This is a genomic window from Candidatus Paceibacterota bacterium, from assembly GCA_035583355.1.
GTDB lineage: Bacteria > Patescibacteriota > Minisyncoccia > Phycocordibacterales > UBA6899 > JAJZQJ01.
The window spans coordinates 1-14,658 of sequence record DATEZQ010000004.1 but is presented as its reverse complement, the minus strand read 5'-3'; the positions used below and the strand labels follow the sequence as shown (position 1 = coordinate 14,658).

Annotated in this window: 13 protein-coding genes; 8 read left to right on the top strand and 5 right to left on the bottom strand. The window is 46.5% G+C overall.

Going from position 1 to position 14,658, the window contains the following annotated elements; genetic code table 11:
- Window positions 1–12: 12 nt before the first annotated feature.
- Window positions 13–891 (bottom strand): hypothetical protein, encoded by an 879-nt coding sequence (locus VJ579_02750; protein ID HXK37960.1) that lies wholly within the window; start codon window positions 889–891, stop codon window positions 13–15.
- Between the two features lie 121 nt (window positions 892–1,012).
- Here VJ579_02750 and VJ579_02745 point away from each other — a divergent pair, with 121 nt between their 5' ends.
- From VJ579_02745 to mgtA, 6 genes are all read left to right on the top strand, one after another.
- Window positions 1,013–1,318, top strand: coding sequence for a hypothetical protein (locus tag VJ579_02745; GenBank protein ID HXK37959.1), 306 nt, complete (start codon window positions 1,013–1,015; stop codon window positions 1,316–1,318).
- Between the two features lie 64 nt (window positions 1,319–1,382).
- The gene (locus tag VJ579_02740; protein ID HXK37958.1) at window positions 1,383–1,916 is read left to right on the top strand and encodes an inosine/xanthosine triphosphatase; all 534 of its coding nucleotides are present in this window, start codon (window positions 1,383–1,385) and stop codon (window positions 1,914–1,916) included.
- 70 nt (window positions 1,917–1,986) lie between these two features.
- Window positions 1,987–2,382, top strand: a complete 396-nt coding sequence (locus VJ579_02735) for a cupin domain-containing protein (protein HXK37957.1) — start codon at window positions 1,987–1,989, stop codon at window positions 2,380–2,382.
- Window positions 2,383–2,420: 38 nt separating this feature from the next.
- The gene (locus tag VJ579_02730; GenBank protein ID HXK37956.1) at window positions 2,421–2,945 is read left to right on the top strand and encodes a hypothetical protein; all 525 of its coding nucleotides are present in this window, start codon (window positions 2,421–2,423) and stop codon (window positions 2,943–2,945) included.
- 103 nt (window positions 2,946–3,048) lie between these two features.
- Window positions 3,049–4,503 (top strand): ABC-F family ATP-binding cassette domain-containing protein, encoded by a 1,455-nt coding sequence (locus VJ579_02725; protein ID HXK37955.1) that lies wholly within the window; start codon window positions 3,049–3,051, stop codon window positions 4,501–4,503.
- Window positions 4,504–4,611: 108 nt separating this feature from the next.
- Window positions 4,612–7,254: a magnesium-translocating P-type ATPase gene (gene mgtA, locus VJ579_02720; GenBank protein HXK37954.1), complete on the top strand. Its 2,643-nt coding sequence runs from the start codon at window positions 4,612–4,614 to the stop codon at window positions 7,252–7,254.
- 18 nt (window positions 7,255–7,272) lie between these two features.
- Here mgtA and VJ579_02715 read toward each other — a convergent pair whose 3' ends face one another.
- Both VJ579_02715 and VJ579_02710 read right to left on the bottom strand, forming a co-directional pair.
- Window positions 7,273–9,378, bottom strand: a complete 2,106-nt coding sequence (locus tag VJ579_02715) for an ATP-binding protein (GenBank protein ID HXK37953.1) — start codon at window positions 9,376–9,378, stop codon at window positions 7,273–7,275.
- A gap of 127 nt (window positions 9,379–9,505) precedes the next feature.
- A complete protein-coding gene (locus VJ579_02710) occupies window positions 9,506–10,156 on the bottom strand; it encodes a thermostable hemolysin (GenBank protein HXK37952.1) in 651 nt (216 codons plus the stop codon).
- A 281-nt stretch (window positions 10,157–10,437) separates the two neighbouring features.
- Here VJ579_02710 and VJ579_02705 point away from each other — a divergent pair, with 281 nt between their 5' ends.
- Window positions 10,438–11,157 (top strand): DNA alkylation repair protein, encoded by a 720-nt coding sequence (locus tag VJ579_02705; protein HXK37951.1) that lies wholly within the window; start codon window positions 10,438–10,440, stop codon window positions 11,155–11,157.
- A 12-nt stretch (window positions 11,158–11,169) separates the two neighbouring features.
- Here the strand turns inward: VJ579_02705 and VJ579_02700 are convergent, their stop codons facing one another.
- Together VJ579_02700 and VJ579_02695 are read right to left on the bottom strand one after the other, a co-directional pair.
- The gene (locus tag VJ579_02700) at window positions 11,170–13,269 is read right to left on the bottom strand and encodes a hypothetical protein (protein ID HXK37950.1); all 2,100 of its coding nucleotides are present in this window, start codon (window positions 13,267–13,269) and stop codon (window positions 11,170–11,172) included.
- Between the two features lie 96 nt (window positions 13,270–13,365).
- Window positions 13,366–14,028: a histidine phosphatase family protein gene (locus tag VJ579_02695; protein HXK37949.1), complete on the bottom strand. Its 663-nt coding sequence runs from the start codon at window positions 14,026–14,028 to the stop codon at window positions 13,366–13,368.
- Window positions 14,029–14,353: 325 nt separating this feature from the next.
- Here VJ579_02695 and VJ579_02690 point away from each other — a divergent pair, with 325 nt between their 5' ends.
- Window positions 14,354–14,479 (top strand): hypothetical protein, encoded by a 126-nt coding sequence (locus VJ579_02690; GenBank protein ID HXK37948.1) that lies wholly within the window; start codon window positions 14,354–14,356, stop codon window positions 14,477–14,479.
- The last annotated feature ends 179 nt before the right edge of the window (window positions 14,480–14,658 follow it).

The following is a 14,658-nucleotide window of genomic DNA, read 5'->3' as shown; positions in this document are numbered from 1 at the left end:
CGGCGCTGGTTTTTAATTTGGGAACTCCTTTCTTAGTTCTGCAGAGCTAAAGAATAAACTTCCGAGCTCCCCGTACGTATAGGTCTTTCCGCCAGTGATAATCTCAGCGCCTCCGAGCTGGGGGTTCGCGTTCGGGCGGGATTTTTTGAAACCAATATTGAAGAGAGTGACAATGGCTCCTGGGTTGTTACTGATATCAAATCCTGCATTCTTCCATTGTGTCGCAATCTCCTTCACAAAAAGTGCCGTATAGAGGTAAGAATATTCGTGATTTTTTGCGTCTGTGAGTCGATCATAAAGTACCTTGTCGTGGTCGACGCCAGTTTCATATGCAATGAGTGGGGCGTACGCGTCTCCAGGGTAGAAAGGGGAGGTGGGGTCATTCGCATATTGCTCGATCAAAAGCGCCGTGTCTTGTTTTATACCGGAGACTCCAAGAGAGAATTTCGACAGTGAGCCAAGGATTTTGAGTGGCTCGAAGTAGCGTTTGAAGACTTCGCGTTCTGCAGTAAAGAAGCGGGTCTGCTCTGGGACAACGATAGTGGCGATGAGGCGCGGTGAGACGCCGGTGGCTTTCGCTACCTTGTTGATAATCGCTTGATCTTTTGCAAGACCTCCGGACACCGCAGTCCATTCGCGAGTTTCGTTCCAGGCACAAACAGTGTCACCGTTTACGCATGAAGGCTCGACCGCTTGAGTGCTTGTGCTGTTACTTGTCAGAGCTTCCTTCTTTGTGGTACCTGTTTGAAAGAAATCATTGCGCTCCTTGATAGAGCCGCGTACGTTGAATGCTCCAAACTGCATCCCGACGAAGACGACCGTAAAAACAAAGCCGATGAGGGCAAAGAGGAGCACTACCGTTATTCCAGCAAATCGAAGATATTTCTGCATCGATGAGATTATGCTTTATTTAGACGTTTTCGGCAAGGTGTAAGGGTTATTGGAGAGCTAAACGCAGCTTGCACCCATCGTGCTATAATAGAAGCATATAAGTATAATAATAGAGCATGATATGAGAGAAGAGCTACACAAGGAAGGGGGGAGTGCATTTTCGGGGCGGTCTGGGGTATTTCTTCTTTTTGGTTCATTACTCGTGCTCTCATCGCTTCTTACAATCATTACGGGGCTCTATGTAGGACTCAGCTACTGGCTCATCGCTCCTGTATCACTCTGGTGTATCTTCATGTTTTTCCTTGCCCGTTTCAATCAGGAGCGATTGGGATTCTGGGGGCTGGTCTTCACATTCCTTTTGTATGTTCTCGCGCTCGGCGTGCTCATTTTTGTTGTCTTGCCAAGTCAATCCGTTTCAGGCACCTGATTCTTTGATATTGATTATTGGGTAAAATCGAGTATAGTTCAGCTAGAAACACATTGGAGAATCTATGCGTTTTGCCATCGGCTCTACGAATCCAACGAAAACCAACGCCTTGATTGCGGTATTGTCTGAATACGAAGAGTATCGCGACTGTGCAGTACATTCGTTCGCAGTGCAATCGGGTGTTTCCGAGCAACCGAAATCTCTCGAGGAGATTATTGTTGGTGCGCGGAATCGCGCGCGTGAAGCCTATACCGCAAATGGAATTGCGGTTGGGCTTGAGAGCGGACTCTTTCCTGTCCCGCTTGCGAAGTCAGGAATGATGGTCACGACAGCGTGTGTGCTCTATGACGGACATGCGTTCCATCTTGGACTGTCATCTGCATTCGAGTGTCCCTCGAAGGTTGTGGATATGGTGCACGAAGATGGAGTGGATCTCAATAAAGCATTTCACGAGTGTGGGCTTACTGATGATCCGAAGCTCGGGCATCGCGGAGGAGCAATCGGTGTACTCACCAAGGGGCACGTTACACGCTCGGAATACATGATGCAGGCGATTCGCCTGGCGCTTATTCATCTTCAAAATCCCGAATTGTATTAGTTTCTAGAGGCGGCTAGGAGATTTCTCTGGTCGCTTTTTTATACACCTCGCGCTGTGTTACAATATCTCTATGAAAGGCTATATAACAAATATCGAGGAGCTTACTCGAGAGAACGAAGATTTTCGTCGAGTACTTTATACAAGTCATAATGGTCAGCTTGTCTTGATGGCACTCCCTCGTGGTGTTGAGATTGGAGAGGAGATTCATGAAGAGAATGACCAATTCTTCCGCATTGAAGAGGGAGAAGGTAAGGTGATTATCAATGATGAACCCCATGCGATCAGTGATGGGAGTGTGGTGATTGTCCCAAAGGGTGCAAAGCATAATGTAATCAATACAGGAGCAGGGCCACTAAAGCTCTACTCATTGTATATGCCCCCACATCATCGCGATGGAACAGTACATCATACGAAAGCTGCAGCGGAGGATGATGACGAGCATTTTGATGGAGTGATTTCTGAGTAAATGAACTGCGGCCCTTGGCCGCTTTTCTGTATATACCTATGAAAAAAAATAATGAAGTGATCGTGCGAGACCTCATGCAGAATGGTTATCGTTATGTACGTACTGCGCCCGTAGGCAAACAGTTCGATAAAGAATTCAAGCCGGATCTCTCTCCGCGTGAAATGCTCGCACTTGGGATTTTTGGTGGTCGTTATATGCGCGATTGTGTGAACGAATTTCCAAAAAGTTGGTTTATGAGAGCGCGCCTCCATCCCATAGGAGTTCCTGGCAATAGTCCGTCACTGAATTATTTTGGGGTACGTGCAAGTCAGGAGCTTGTTGAGTGGCGAAAGAAAGGTTGGATAAATGAGCAGCATGATCCACGTGGTTGGTTTCAATGGTATTGCCGTTATTATATGGGGCGAAGAATTCCTGACGAGGATGCACTCCAGATCAAGCGCTGGAAAGCGATGCGTCGCCATCTCGCGCAGATTGCGCAGAATTGCAGAGTAGGCGACCTTGGTTGTCGCAAGCGTCAGCGCCAGGCGCTCTTACATTGGGCATATGATAGTAGGAAGATATAGTCGCACGCATGCCACTTTCGGTATGCGTGTTACTTTACTTTATGCCCCTTTCGTGCTACAATGCGCATACGAATAACCCCGCAAGGGATTTTCTTTTTCTACTATGGCATCCAATGAAGTCGTCCTTCGCTTTGATGAAGTGACATTTGAATACGCACACAATAAACCGATCTTGAGTGAGGTTTCTTTTTCCGTACGTCGAGGTTCGAAGATCACTTTGATGGGACAGAACGGTGGGGGGAAGAGTACGCTCTTTGGCCTCATCACAGGACGACTCAAGCCTGAGGAGGGTGATGTGCATATCGGTCGTGGTATGTCGGTTGCGATTGCACGTCAAGTGATTCCTCGCGAAGAGCTAGACCTTACGGTGCGAGAGTTTTTTGAAAAGTGCTTCGCGCATAAAGTGTATGATATTGATCCAAAGATCGAGGCAGTGCTCGAGGTAGTGAATCTCCATGCGCCACTCGACCGTATCATTAATGATTTTTCTGGTGGGCAGCAGGCGAGACTTTTGCTTGCTTCTGCGCTCATTCAGGATCCAGATATCCTGCTTCTTGATGAGCCGACAAATAACCTTGATCATGCAGGCATCGAACATCTTACTGAATTCCTCAGGAACTTCGAAAAGACGGTGCTTGTCATTTCCCATGATGCGGATTTCTTGAATGCATTTTCAGATGGTGTGCTCTATCTCGACATCTATACGAGAAAGATCGAGCAGTACGTGGGAAACTACCACAATGTAGTTCGTGATATCGCGGCTCGAGTGGAGAAGGAGAATATGGCAAATGCACGCCTCGCAAAGAAAATCTCTGAGAATAAAGAGAAAGTGAACTTCTTCGCTCAGAAGGGGGGAAATATGCGTAAACTCGCGGCACGCATGCGTGATGAGATCGAGGAGATGGAGGAGAATAAAGTCGATGTCCGTAAAGAGGATCGTACTATTCGAAAATTTGTCATTCCAGCGCAGGAGGATCTCTCTGGTCCGTTGCTAACGATTACTGCGTTTTCAATGATGAAGCATCACAAGGTAGTGCAGCGTACTGCGAATATTATACTCAAGAAGGATCAGCACTTGCAGCTTGTCGGTCCAAACGGTATCGGAAAAACGACACTTTTGGAGACACTTGCGAGCGGAAAGTCTGAAGGTGCGAAATTTGCTCCAGGAGTTCGGGTGGGCTATTACCGTCAAGACTTCTCGACCCTCGACCCCGATGAAACCGTCTACAAGGCCCTAGAGCGTGCGTTTGTGGGTAGGCCAGTAGACGTGGAGCTTCGCCAGGTTGCGGGCGGGCTATTGCTCTCAGGTGCGGTCCTAGAGACGAAGATTCGATCACTCTCAGAAGGTCAGAAGGCTCTTGTTTGCTTCGCGCAGCTTATCCTACAGAAACCGGGAGTCCTTATCGTCGACGAGCCGACGAACCACGTTAATTTCCGCCATATTCCGGTCATCGCAAAAGCACTCCATGACTATAAGGGTGCCTTGGTGCTCGTATCGCACGTGAAGTCATTTGTTGATCAGGTACGCATCGATGAAGTGTTTGATCTTGATAAATAGCAAAAACCGACGCCTCTGCGCCGGTTTTTGTTTTTGGGTGTGCTTGGAGGTGAATACTGGCATGGTATTATTAGAGGGATTCGGCGAAGGCTGAGCGCATGCACTACCATGAAAGTCCACTATTTTGATGAAATCCGTTCAATGATTTTCCGCACTCATGTTGCTGGAGAAAAACCAAAACCACAAATCCTCGATTCATTGACCGTCGCTGCGGAGCGCCCCATCGAAACGCTGCTTGCGGAGCATGAAGTGAGTGAAAATGGACTCAGTAATAAACAGGTCAAATCGCTACTGCAAAAATTCGGCACTAATGTCATTGTGCGCGAAAAGCGCAGGGTTTGGCCCATTCGTTTGCTTAAGATTATATTGAATCCACTGGTGCTGCTTCTGTTGGTGCTCGGTGGTGTTTCGGTATTCACCTCCGACATCGCGACTGCAGTCATCATCTACAGCATGGTGCTCATCAGTGTTTCCATACGCTTTGTGCAGGAAAATCAGGCATACAGTTCTGCGCAGGCATTGCGTAAAATGGTGCATACCACCTGTGCGGTTATTCGTGGTGGAATTGAGCAAGAGATAAATATTGATCATGTGGTGCCTGGAGATATTCTTCAACTCAATGCGGGAGATATCGTGCCCGCAGATGCTCGTATCATCACTAGCAAGGATTTGTTCGTCAATCAGTCCCTCCTTACTGGAGAAGCCCTGCCTGTCGAAAAGCATGCAACGTTTGCCTCAGGTACTACGATCGACAGTCCGCTTGAGTACCAAAACATCTGTCTCATGGGTTCAAATGTCGAGAGCGGGTCGGCTCGTGCAATCGTGGTTGCCACGGGAGGGCTCACATTTTTCGGTAGTCTCGCGAAAGATATCGTTGGAGAGCGTGAGGTGACGAGTTTCGATAAGGGAATAAGTAAGTTTACCTGGCTCATGATGGGCTTCATGGGCATCATGGTGCCACTAGTATTCATCATTAATGGCTTTAGTAAGCACGATTGGGGCGAAGCATTTCTATTCGCGGTATCTGTTGCTGTTGGACTTACACCGGAAATGCTGCCCGCGCTTGTGACGGTGAACCTGAGCAAGGGTGCTATCGCAATGGCAAAGAAAAAAGTCATCGTGAAGCATCTGAGCTCAATACAGAACTTTGGCGCAATGAACGTCCTTTGCTCGGACAAGACCGGGACATTGACTCGTAATGAAGTCGTACTCATCAAGAATATCGATATTAATGGGGAGACGAACGATGCAGTGTTGCGATCCGCCTTTCTTAATAGCTTCTATCAGACAGGGTTTAAGAATCTCCTTGATGGGGCGGTGTTGAAACATGGAAAAGATAAGAATATTGAACACCTTAAGGAAGAGTTCAAGAAAGTCGATGAATTGCCTTTTGACTTTGAGCGTAGACGCGTTTCGCTCATCGTAGAAAATTCCGCGCATCAGCAGTATATGTTCTGTAAGGGCGCATCAGAGGAAGTCGTCGCACTTTGTACGAAGTATATGCTTGATGGAGTCGAGCATGATTTCGAAAAGGTGAGCACCGATAAGATCTGGGCGCTTGAACGTGAGTTAAGTAGCGAAGGATACCAAGTGCTTGCCGTCGCCGAGCGCAAGATTACTGATCCAAAGAAGGTCTACGCGAAAGATGATGAGCATGATTTTGTACTTCTTGGATTCATGGCATTTCTTGATCCAGCGAAAGAGTCGGCAACCGAAGCTATCAAGCAGCTCACAAAGTACGGTGTCGCGGTGAAGATCCTTACAGGGGACAATGAACTCGTGACAAAGAAGATCTGTCATGATGTGGGCCTTGACGGAGACGTGCAAATTCTACTCGGAGGCCAGATCGAAAAAATGACCGATGAAGAGCTTGATAAGGTCGTGGTGCAAACGACGATCTTCGCAAAGTTATTGCCTGACCACAAGCGACGTGTTGTGAAGTCTCTGCAAAGAAATGATTGCGTCGTGGGCTTCATGGGTGATGGCATCAATGATGCACCTGCATTACGCACTGCCGATGTCGGAATTTCAGTAGATACCGCAGTCGACATTTCAAAGGAGTCCGCTGATATCATTCTCCTTGAGATGAGTTTGTCTGTCTTGGGTGAAGGGGTAGTTGAGGGGAGAAAGGTGTTTGGCAATATCATGAAGTACATTAAGATGGGTGCGAGTTCGAATTTTGGAAATATGTTCAGTGTACTTGGAGCGAGCGTGCTTATTCCATTCTTGCCGATGACACCAGTACAGATCCTCGCGAATAATCTTCTGTATGATTTTTCTCAGACGACGATCCCAACGGACAATGTCGATGATGAATATGTGGAGCAACCACGTAAATGGCACATCAGTGATGTGGGGCGATATATGCTCTTTATCGGGCCAATCAGCTCACTATTCGATTATATGACGTTTGCGGTGATGTGGTTCGTATTCCATGCATATCAAGCGCCTGCGCTTTTGCAGACTGGTTGGTTCATAGAATCTTTGCTTACACAAACACTCATTGTGCATGTGATTCGAAGTCGAAAGATTCCATTCTTGCAGACTTGGGCAAGTAAACCACTCGTCATCTCAACGATATTGGTTATTATTTCGGGTATTGCGCTGACGTTTTCTCCTATTGCAAAACATCTTGGTTTAGTGCGCCTACCCGCACTCTATTGGCCGATTCTTGTAGGTATGATGATTATGTATATGTTGCTCACGCAACTTATTAAGACGTGGTACATACGCAAGTTTGGTTATAATTAAAAACCGCAAAGGCGGTTTTTAATTTTCTTCTTTTGAGAGTGGGAGTGCGATGCGCACTGTCGTTCCTTTTTCGTGCAGGCTGGTTACGACTATCGTGCCACCATGCTGCAAGATGATTCCTCTTGCAATTGAAAGGTTTAAGCCGAGACCCTGCTCAACCTCTCTGCGTGGATGTGCATTGAAAAATGGAGTACCAATACGGTCGATCACATCACCTGGGAATCCGATCCCTGTATCGCTCACTGAGATGATCGCTTGACTTGCGTTTGCTGAGAGAGATATATGCACTGCTCGGTTTGTGGCCCCGAGATAATTGAAGGCATTACCAATAATCGCAGCGAGTGTGTTTTGTATACTCGTCGCATTGCCGCGGATGAGTATGTTATCAGTAAGTTCATAGCGGAGTTCGACATCAGCATCGCTTGCAATCGCTTGCGAGCTCGTGACAAGCTCACGAATCATCGTGCTCAGGTTGAATGTTCTGCTGGGGGTGAATGGGGCACTTTTCGCTCGTGTAAATGCGAGCAATGCTTGTGCGGCTTGAGAGACAACATCAAGTGTCTTTCCGATTTTCACCATGTCTGTTTCGAAGTTTTCCTTGGTGAGAATGGTGGATTCTCGTAGCTCGTCGATTGGCTGAGTGATCATTAGTGCAAGGCGATACGCAACATCACGTTCGTCTTCTTGTGTACGTTTGATTGCGTGAGTACGCAGGGCGACGTTCTCTTCGAGCGTCCTTGCCGTCTCATCAGCTTGCTCAATTATTGAGGCGCGAATGAGAAGTGGAGAAAGCATGCGAGCGGTCGACGCAAGTGTAATCGCATCGTGCTTTGTGTATCCGCTTCCGTTTTTCTTGCGACCAAGCGCAAGGATACCAATAATCTGTTGATGGTGCGTGATTGGCACAATCACACGAGCAGCCAATGCTGTTGCGAGTGCAGAGACAGCTATGCGATGAGGATCTGCTTCGTGGGGCATCGTAACAGACAATGCGTCGATGAGATATGTTGTCGGGGGATTGAGTGTGCAGGTGCGAATTTCGGCAAGTGCCGCAACATGTGTAGCAATCTCAGGTGATGCTCTGCTTGCGAGAAGGATTTCAACTGTTGCTATTTCATCAAATTTCTTTCCAAGTATACTGATGATCTCACCGACAGTTGTTGTTGGAGCAAGTGCATCAAAGAGTCCACGTGTATTGCCATGCACTGCGAGTTGTCGGCGTTCTTTTTGCTGAAGGAGTGATTCTCCAGCATTGCGTATCCATGGACCAAGAACAAAAATAATGAGTGCTGTTGCAGACGCTGCAACGATGTTAATGATGACTGATTCAGTGCTGCCGAGCGCAAGGAGCATTGAAATACTTGAAAATACGATGATCGTCGCAGCGGCAAGTGCAAGTCGTCCAGTGATGATACCAAATACGTTTTTTGAATCAACATAATGTTCAGTCGACGTCATCCATACGATGATCATTGCGAGCATCATTGAGAATGCAGGACCAATACTGTTGAGATAGGGGAAGTCAAAGAAATTTGGGAGAAGTACATTGGTGACGAAGCTCCCCGTGAAAGTAATGAGTGACGCAGTTGCAATCCAGTGTAAGCGTTGGCGCATCTGAACGTTCTGTTCAGTGAATTTTTTGCGAAAGAGTAGGTATGTTGGCAGCGTTCCTGCAATAATCACATAGATCGAAAACCATGTAAGTGTTTGGTTGCGGATGAGTGAAAGATAACCATGAGCGTCGATGCTCAATCCGTTTATGAAAAAATTCGGGATAAGTGCAAGTATCCCGACGATGGTGCCAGGGACGAGTGCAAGCAGGTGGTATTTTTTGTATGTTTCACTGGGGTACACGAGCGCAAACCAAGCAAAGCCCGTGAGTGCCATTGTTGTCGAGAAGAATGCAATATGTGCAGCAGGTAGTGTCGCAAACAAGAGTAGCGCAAGAATACTGCCGGTCCATCCCAGCAGACCAAGCAACATGAATGCGAGACCGAAATCAGAAGGCCGATTTCTTGCATTGCGATAAAGAGCAACAAGGCCCCATATGTTTACAATCAAGGTGAGGAGGAGAACTGCCTTTTGCCCAGCAAGAAAGGTGGAAATTGTTTCGGAGGTAAGCATAAGTGTTCCTTATATACTATGATGTCATATTAACGGTAACGGTCAATACCGATACTCACCGTTTTATAACTATAGAATAAGTTCCCGGGGTGAAGCAATAGAAACCCCCGCCGAAGCGGGGGGTGGGTTATGAGACAAGCGTGGCAACACGGGGAAGCATTGATTCATGCTCTATTACACCGAGAGTAGCCATAAGTCCATCCATAATTTCATTCTTGATCCGTTTAACGGGTGTGGTGGGTACTGTATAGGCATTTCTTCCAACCCTGAAATAACGTTCGAGTTTTGCTCTAAACTCTGGCTCAATGTTGTGTGGTTCAACCCGTCCAAAATTGTGAAACGGGACACCAAATAGCTTCGAAAAACGAGGAAGCAGTCTGTCTCCGATAAATACAAGATGCGTAATCTGCTCCTCATATGCGATTAGTGAAGCTGCGATTAGGATAAGTGCTGCAATCTGCTGCACATGCTTCGACAATGCTTCTGGTGCTTCAATAGCTAGTGCGCCAAGCTCCGCGAAAGTGGCGCGTGGCCCCGTGGGGTCAATCTCCTCAAGAATCGGATAATCGAAGAACCTCTCGAAGAATAGAGGTTTATGTGTCGCTGCGCTAAATATTCCCGCACACGCTATCGGAGTGCCATGGAAAAATAGTGCCGCAAATGCGTCGGGGTTTGCGGGGTTGATAACCTCCAATCTGGTTGAGTACACGCGGCTTACAAAGCTCCGCACAAGGGGGAAGAGGGGGTCGCCGGGGAATATTGCACGAAGAGTGAGCATGATTGCCTCCTATAGTTGTTTTTGAAGAGCTCCTATACAGATTGTAACCTATATGTAACATGTATGTATGTGGGGAATATGTTAGTAATGTGGATAACTTTCATATATCTAAAATAATTCATATAAATAAAGGGTTATTGGAGATACCCGTCAAGGTATTTTTGAGTTTACTTGTGGATTACTCTAACTCTTCTCGTGGAAAACCAGTTTCTGGTTCACTGTGAAGCGAAAATCACATCAGCAAGTTGGCGTATCTTTGTAACTTTGGGTATGATTGTTACATGACAACTGCAGTGCAAGCAAAAAGAATACTTCGTCAGTATAGAAGCGTAGAGCGAGCGATTGGTGCCGCACGATTTTTTAAAACAGAGAAAGGGGAATACGGTTATGGAGATGTGTTTATTGGGGTGACTGTTCCTGATACTAGGAAAGTGGCAAAGCAATTTTCAAATCTTCCTCTTAATGAGATTGGGAAGCTCTTGATGAGTAAAATTCATGAAGATCGATTGCTCGCGCTTATTATTTTGGTCATACAATTCGAGCATGGTGATGAACGGACAAGGAGAGACATATATCGATTTTATATAGCAAAGCGCAGTGCTGTCGACAATTGGGATCTCGTAGATACTTCGGCATCTCGTATTGTAGGGTCGTTTCTTCTTAATCACCACCGCGAAAGATCAATACTTACTAAGCTCGCACTTTCTGATCGACTTTGGGACCGCCGTATTGCAGTTATTGCAACACTCGCATTCATAGAGAAGAAAAGTAGCGCGGAGATATTTATGCTTGCACGCATGCTTATCGATGACCCTCATGATCTTATGCACAAGGCAATAGGGTGGATGCTTAGGGAGGTGGGGAAACGCATTGGTCGTGATGAGGAGTGTAAGTTTCTCGACGTATATGCTTCTAAATTACCTCGAACTGCCTTACGCTATGCACTCGAACATTTTGAACCCCCATTGCGCGATCATTATATGAAAAAACGCATACCGTAAATGTATGCGTTTTTATTCGGTCATGCCACCGCGATCTTCGCCGATATCACGGATGAGCGTTATGTGTGTTTCAGCTGTGGTATTTCCGGTCATTTCTCCACGGAGCACGCCATTATTACGCTTAATCAGTGATTCTGCAAGAGGATTATCATAAGCCATGAGGCATTTTTGTCGGTTGGTCCACTCGGTTTCTGTAACGATTTCTTTGTCGCTACTGTACTTTTGCATCAGGGTAATCTCAATCGTATTCGGCATGAGCGAAACCTTGAACGAAATATATTCTTCTTTGCAACAGTCTTTGGTAAAGACCGCCTGGAACAGTAGTGCAATCGCTTCATATATCTGTTGTGGGTCTCCAATGACCGGTATTGACTCGGGAAGTTCATACGAGAGATGGCTTTGCTCAATCAGTGATCGTGCTCCATAGACTTCTATGAGCTTGTGAAGTAGTGGCGCAAGGTCTGCTTGCTCGGTGATTGGTTTGAGTACCTCTGTATGGAGTCGTGCAACACTACGCTCAATTTCAAGGGTGGATTTCTCTACTGTTTCGAGTGCGGCATGTACTGCACTTGGACCAAATTGGTTGATTGCATCAACCTTGCTTCTGATTTGTCTGAGGGCTTCACGGCTGCTATTTTCCAGTGCCTCGATCAGCATTATATTTTTTGTGTTCTTCTGGAAGACTTTCTCTCTTAGCTTGCCCGTTTCATTGTCACTCGATCGGGTGAGGAGTGTGATGCGCGTACGAAACGAAGCTTCAGCAAGTGCAGATGAAAGTGGGAGTAATATACTTTGCACTAAAGCAACGTCTTGTTTTGAATAGCCCCTACCGTCTTTTCGTTCACCGAGAATAAGGAGCCCATAAAGTGTGCCTTGTGACGAAAGGGTCGCGACGAGTGCCGCACCATAGATATTACGTAGTTCTTCGCCGAATTTTTCCTGAGGGGAAGGAACTCCTATTTCCGACGTGCTTGTTGTCTCGAGTAGCAAAATCGTTGATTCCTCGAGGAACGATGCGCCGCTCATTCTTATACTCGTAAGAAGCAAAAGTTCGCGCTCATTCCCATTGGCCTCAGTGATAAGTTGACTGTTGCTTGCACTAAGAATTTCTCCGCAGAGCTGTGTGGTGGCATTGGAGATTTCAATCGGCGTGTGTTGTTGCTCATAGAGATCGAGTATAAAACGATCCACTGCATCTTTATATGCACGCTCGCGAGGTCCTGCCGCAAGAAGGACTGCTTCCTTTTTGAGTATGGGTGCGAGTTTTAATGAGGCAAGAAGCGTAATAAGGAAGGCGATGTGGTAGGTAAGGATATTGTGTCCGCGAGCAAGTGCGCCAATGGAGAGGAGTGCAAGGAGGTACGTGAGTCCCGAGAAGAGGAAAAGCGCAATTTTACCTATGAAGCTATAAAGAATGTACTTGAGATCGATGAAGTAGTATTGCGTCACTACTCCGTAGGCGATAAATAGTGGTATAAGCGCCGCGCTTGGCATGAGAGGATTTAGGGTGATGATACCGTAGAAACCACCAAGGATGATGTTGGCGATGAACTTTATGAGTGCAAAAACAAGCGTGCCAAACAAAAGGAACTCAAATTGCTGTCGCAGTGTTGCATTGCGTGTTATTGCTCTACGCGAGATGAGTTTAATTGAAGCGAGGATAAGATATGCGTAAAAGAGTATGTGGAATATGAAATATCCCATCGCCCCGCTTGTTTCAATGGAACCATTTAGGCTCGATGAATATCCGTTGAACATGAAACCCGGCACAAAAGCAAATGCCAAGAAGAGAAATATGGGTATTGCCAACAACACTACATTGCGTGTGTTGAGGGATGACTGATAAGCATATGCCAGCCAAGCGAAGCAGAAGGAGGTGGAGAGCGCAAAGACATAAATTGATACATCAATTGTTTGGCCCGAAAACCATAGACTTGCAAATAGTGTGCTAGACCATAGTAGTGTGCCAAGGCTTGCAATGATCAATGCAAGGGAGCCGCGCACGTGTCTTGCTTTCATGGTGGTAAGCACGAGCACGACAATTCCCGCTAGGGCAGTAAGCGCAAGCAGTATTTTGGTGAGCACGAAAGATATTTCGGATAAGTCAGTCATATAATTGTATGATTATATTTACTCTACTTTAGTATAGCATAGAACAGAAAAGTGGTATTAAATGGAACAAAAAACGCACCGAAGTGCGTTGTGTTTTTATTCAAGGTGGCTTGCATCGCCGGGGTGAATCCTCCATCCTGTGCGCTTGCCACTAAAGGTGTGGTACTCGCCAAATGTAAGTTTGAGAATACCGGTATTAGGGAACATCATTGGTGCACGTTCGAGCATGTAAGAGGTGAGTTGCTCTCCGTGGAGGATGCAATTGATGATATGGGTTGCAAACACGCCGTGAGTGACGAGTGCAATGCAGTCACCGTAATGGTCCTCAAGTTGTGAGAGCGCGATGAGCGCACGTGCTTTGCGCTGTGAGAATGTTTCACCATCCTCATAGCTATACTCAGGATTGTGAAAGTTTTTTGTGAACTCGCCAAGTGTGCGCACAACCTCGGGATCATTGATGGGTAGACCGCGAATACGCGAGGGGTGTAAGCATTCATGGTAGACCATGGATGGAACTACTGCTACGCCGGGAAACCTGTCTCCAATGATTAGCGCGGTCTCTTTTGCACGAGCGAAACTGCTCGTTAGGATTGCTTTGAGTGGATACAGTCTTGGGGAGCGTGCAAGCCTGTTTGCGAGTTTCTCAGCCTGGTCTCGGCCGAGGTCCGTAAGTGGCTCATCAGGGCCCTGAATTGACCCTGTCAGGTTTGAGGGTGTCTGTCCGTGTCGGATAAGGATGACCGTTTTCGCGTAGGGCATGACGTGCTCCGTGAGTGAAAGTACTATGCTCATTTCAAGCTACCGTAAGAATATAAAAAAGTAAATGAATAAAATTTCCGCAAAAAATATTTTTTCATCGAAAACAAAATAATTATTTTTAAAAAAATATATTCACGTACATGAAAATTCAATTCTATATTTCCAAAAGTTATCCACACGAAAATTGTTTTCATCATTGTTGTATTGCACAATGTGCGGGATAATAAAGTAAAGAGTGTCAGCGTGCTATGCATGATGAAACTCTACTCGCTTACTCGTGGTCAGCGTAAGCTCATTATCATCGTACACACTTCTCAAAAATATTATGGCAGTAGCAAAGAAGGCAGCAAAGAAGATTGTCAAGAAGGCAGTCAAGAAGGTTGCAAAGAAGGCAGTCAAGAAGGTTGCTAAGAAGGCAGTCAAGAAGGTTGCTAAGAAGGGCAAGAAGTAATTCTTTCTCTCACATATTAAAAGTCGCTTGCTTTGCAAGCGACTTTTAATATGTGAGAGATCGCTTTGCGCATCGCTGCTCCGCAGCAATGAGCGGTGCTGCGCACCCGCTAGCGCAAAGCTGGCCGCCACAGCTTAGGTACGGCCCCGGTCTTTTTGCCGGGATCGCCGGCTTTTCGC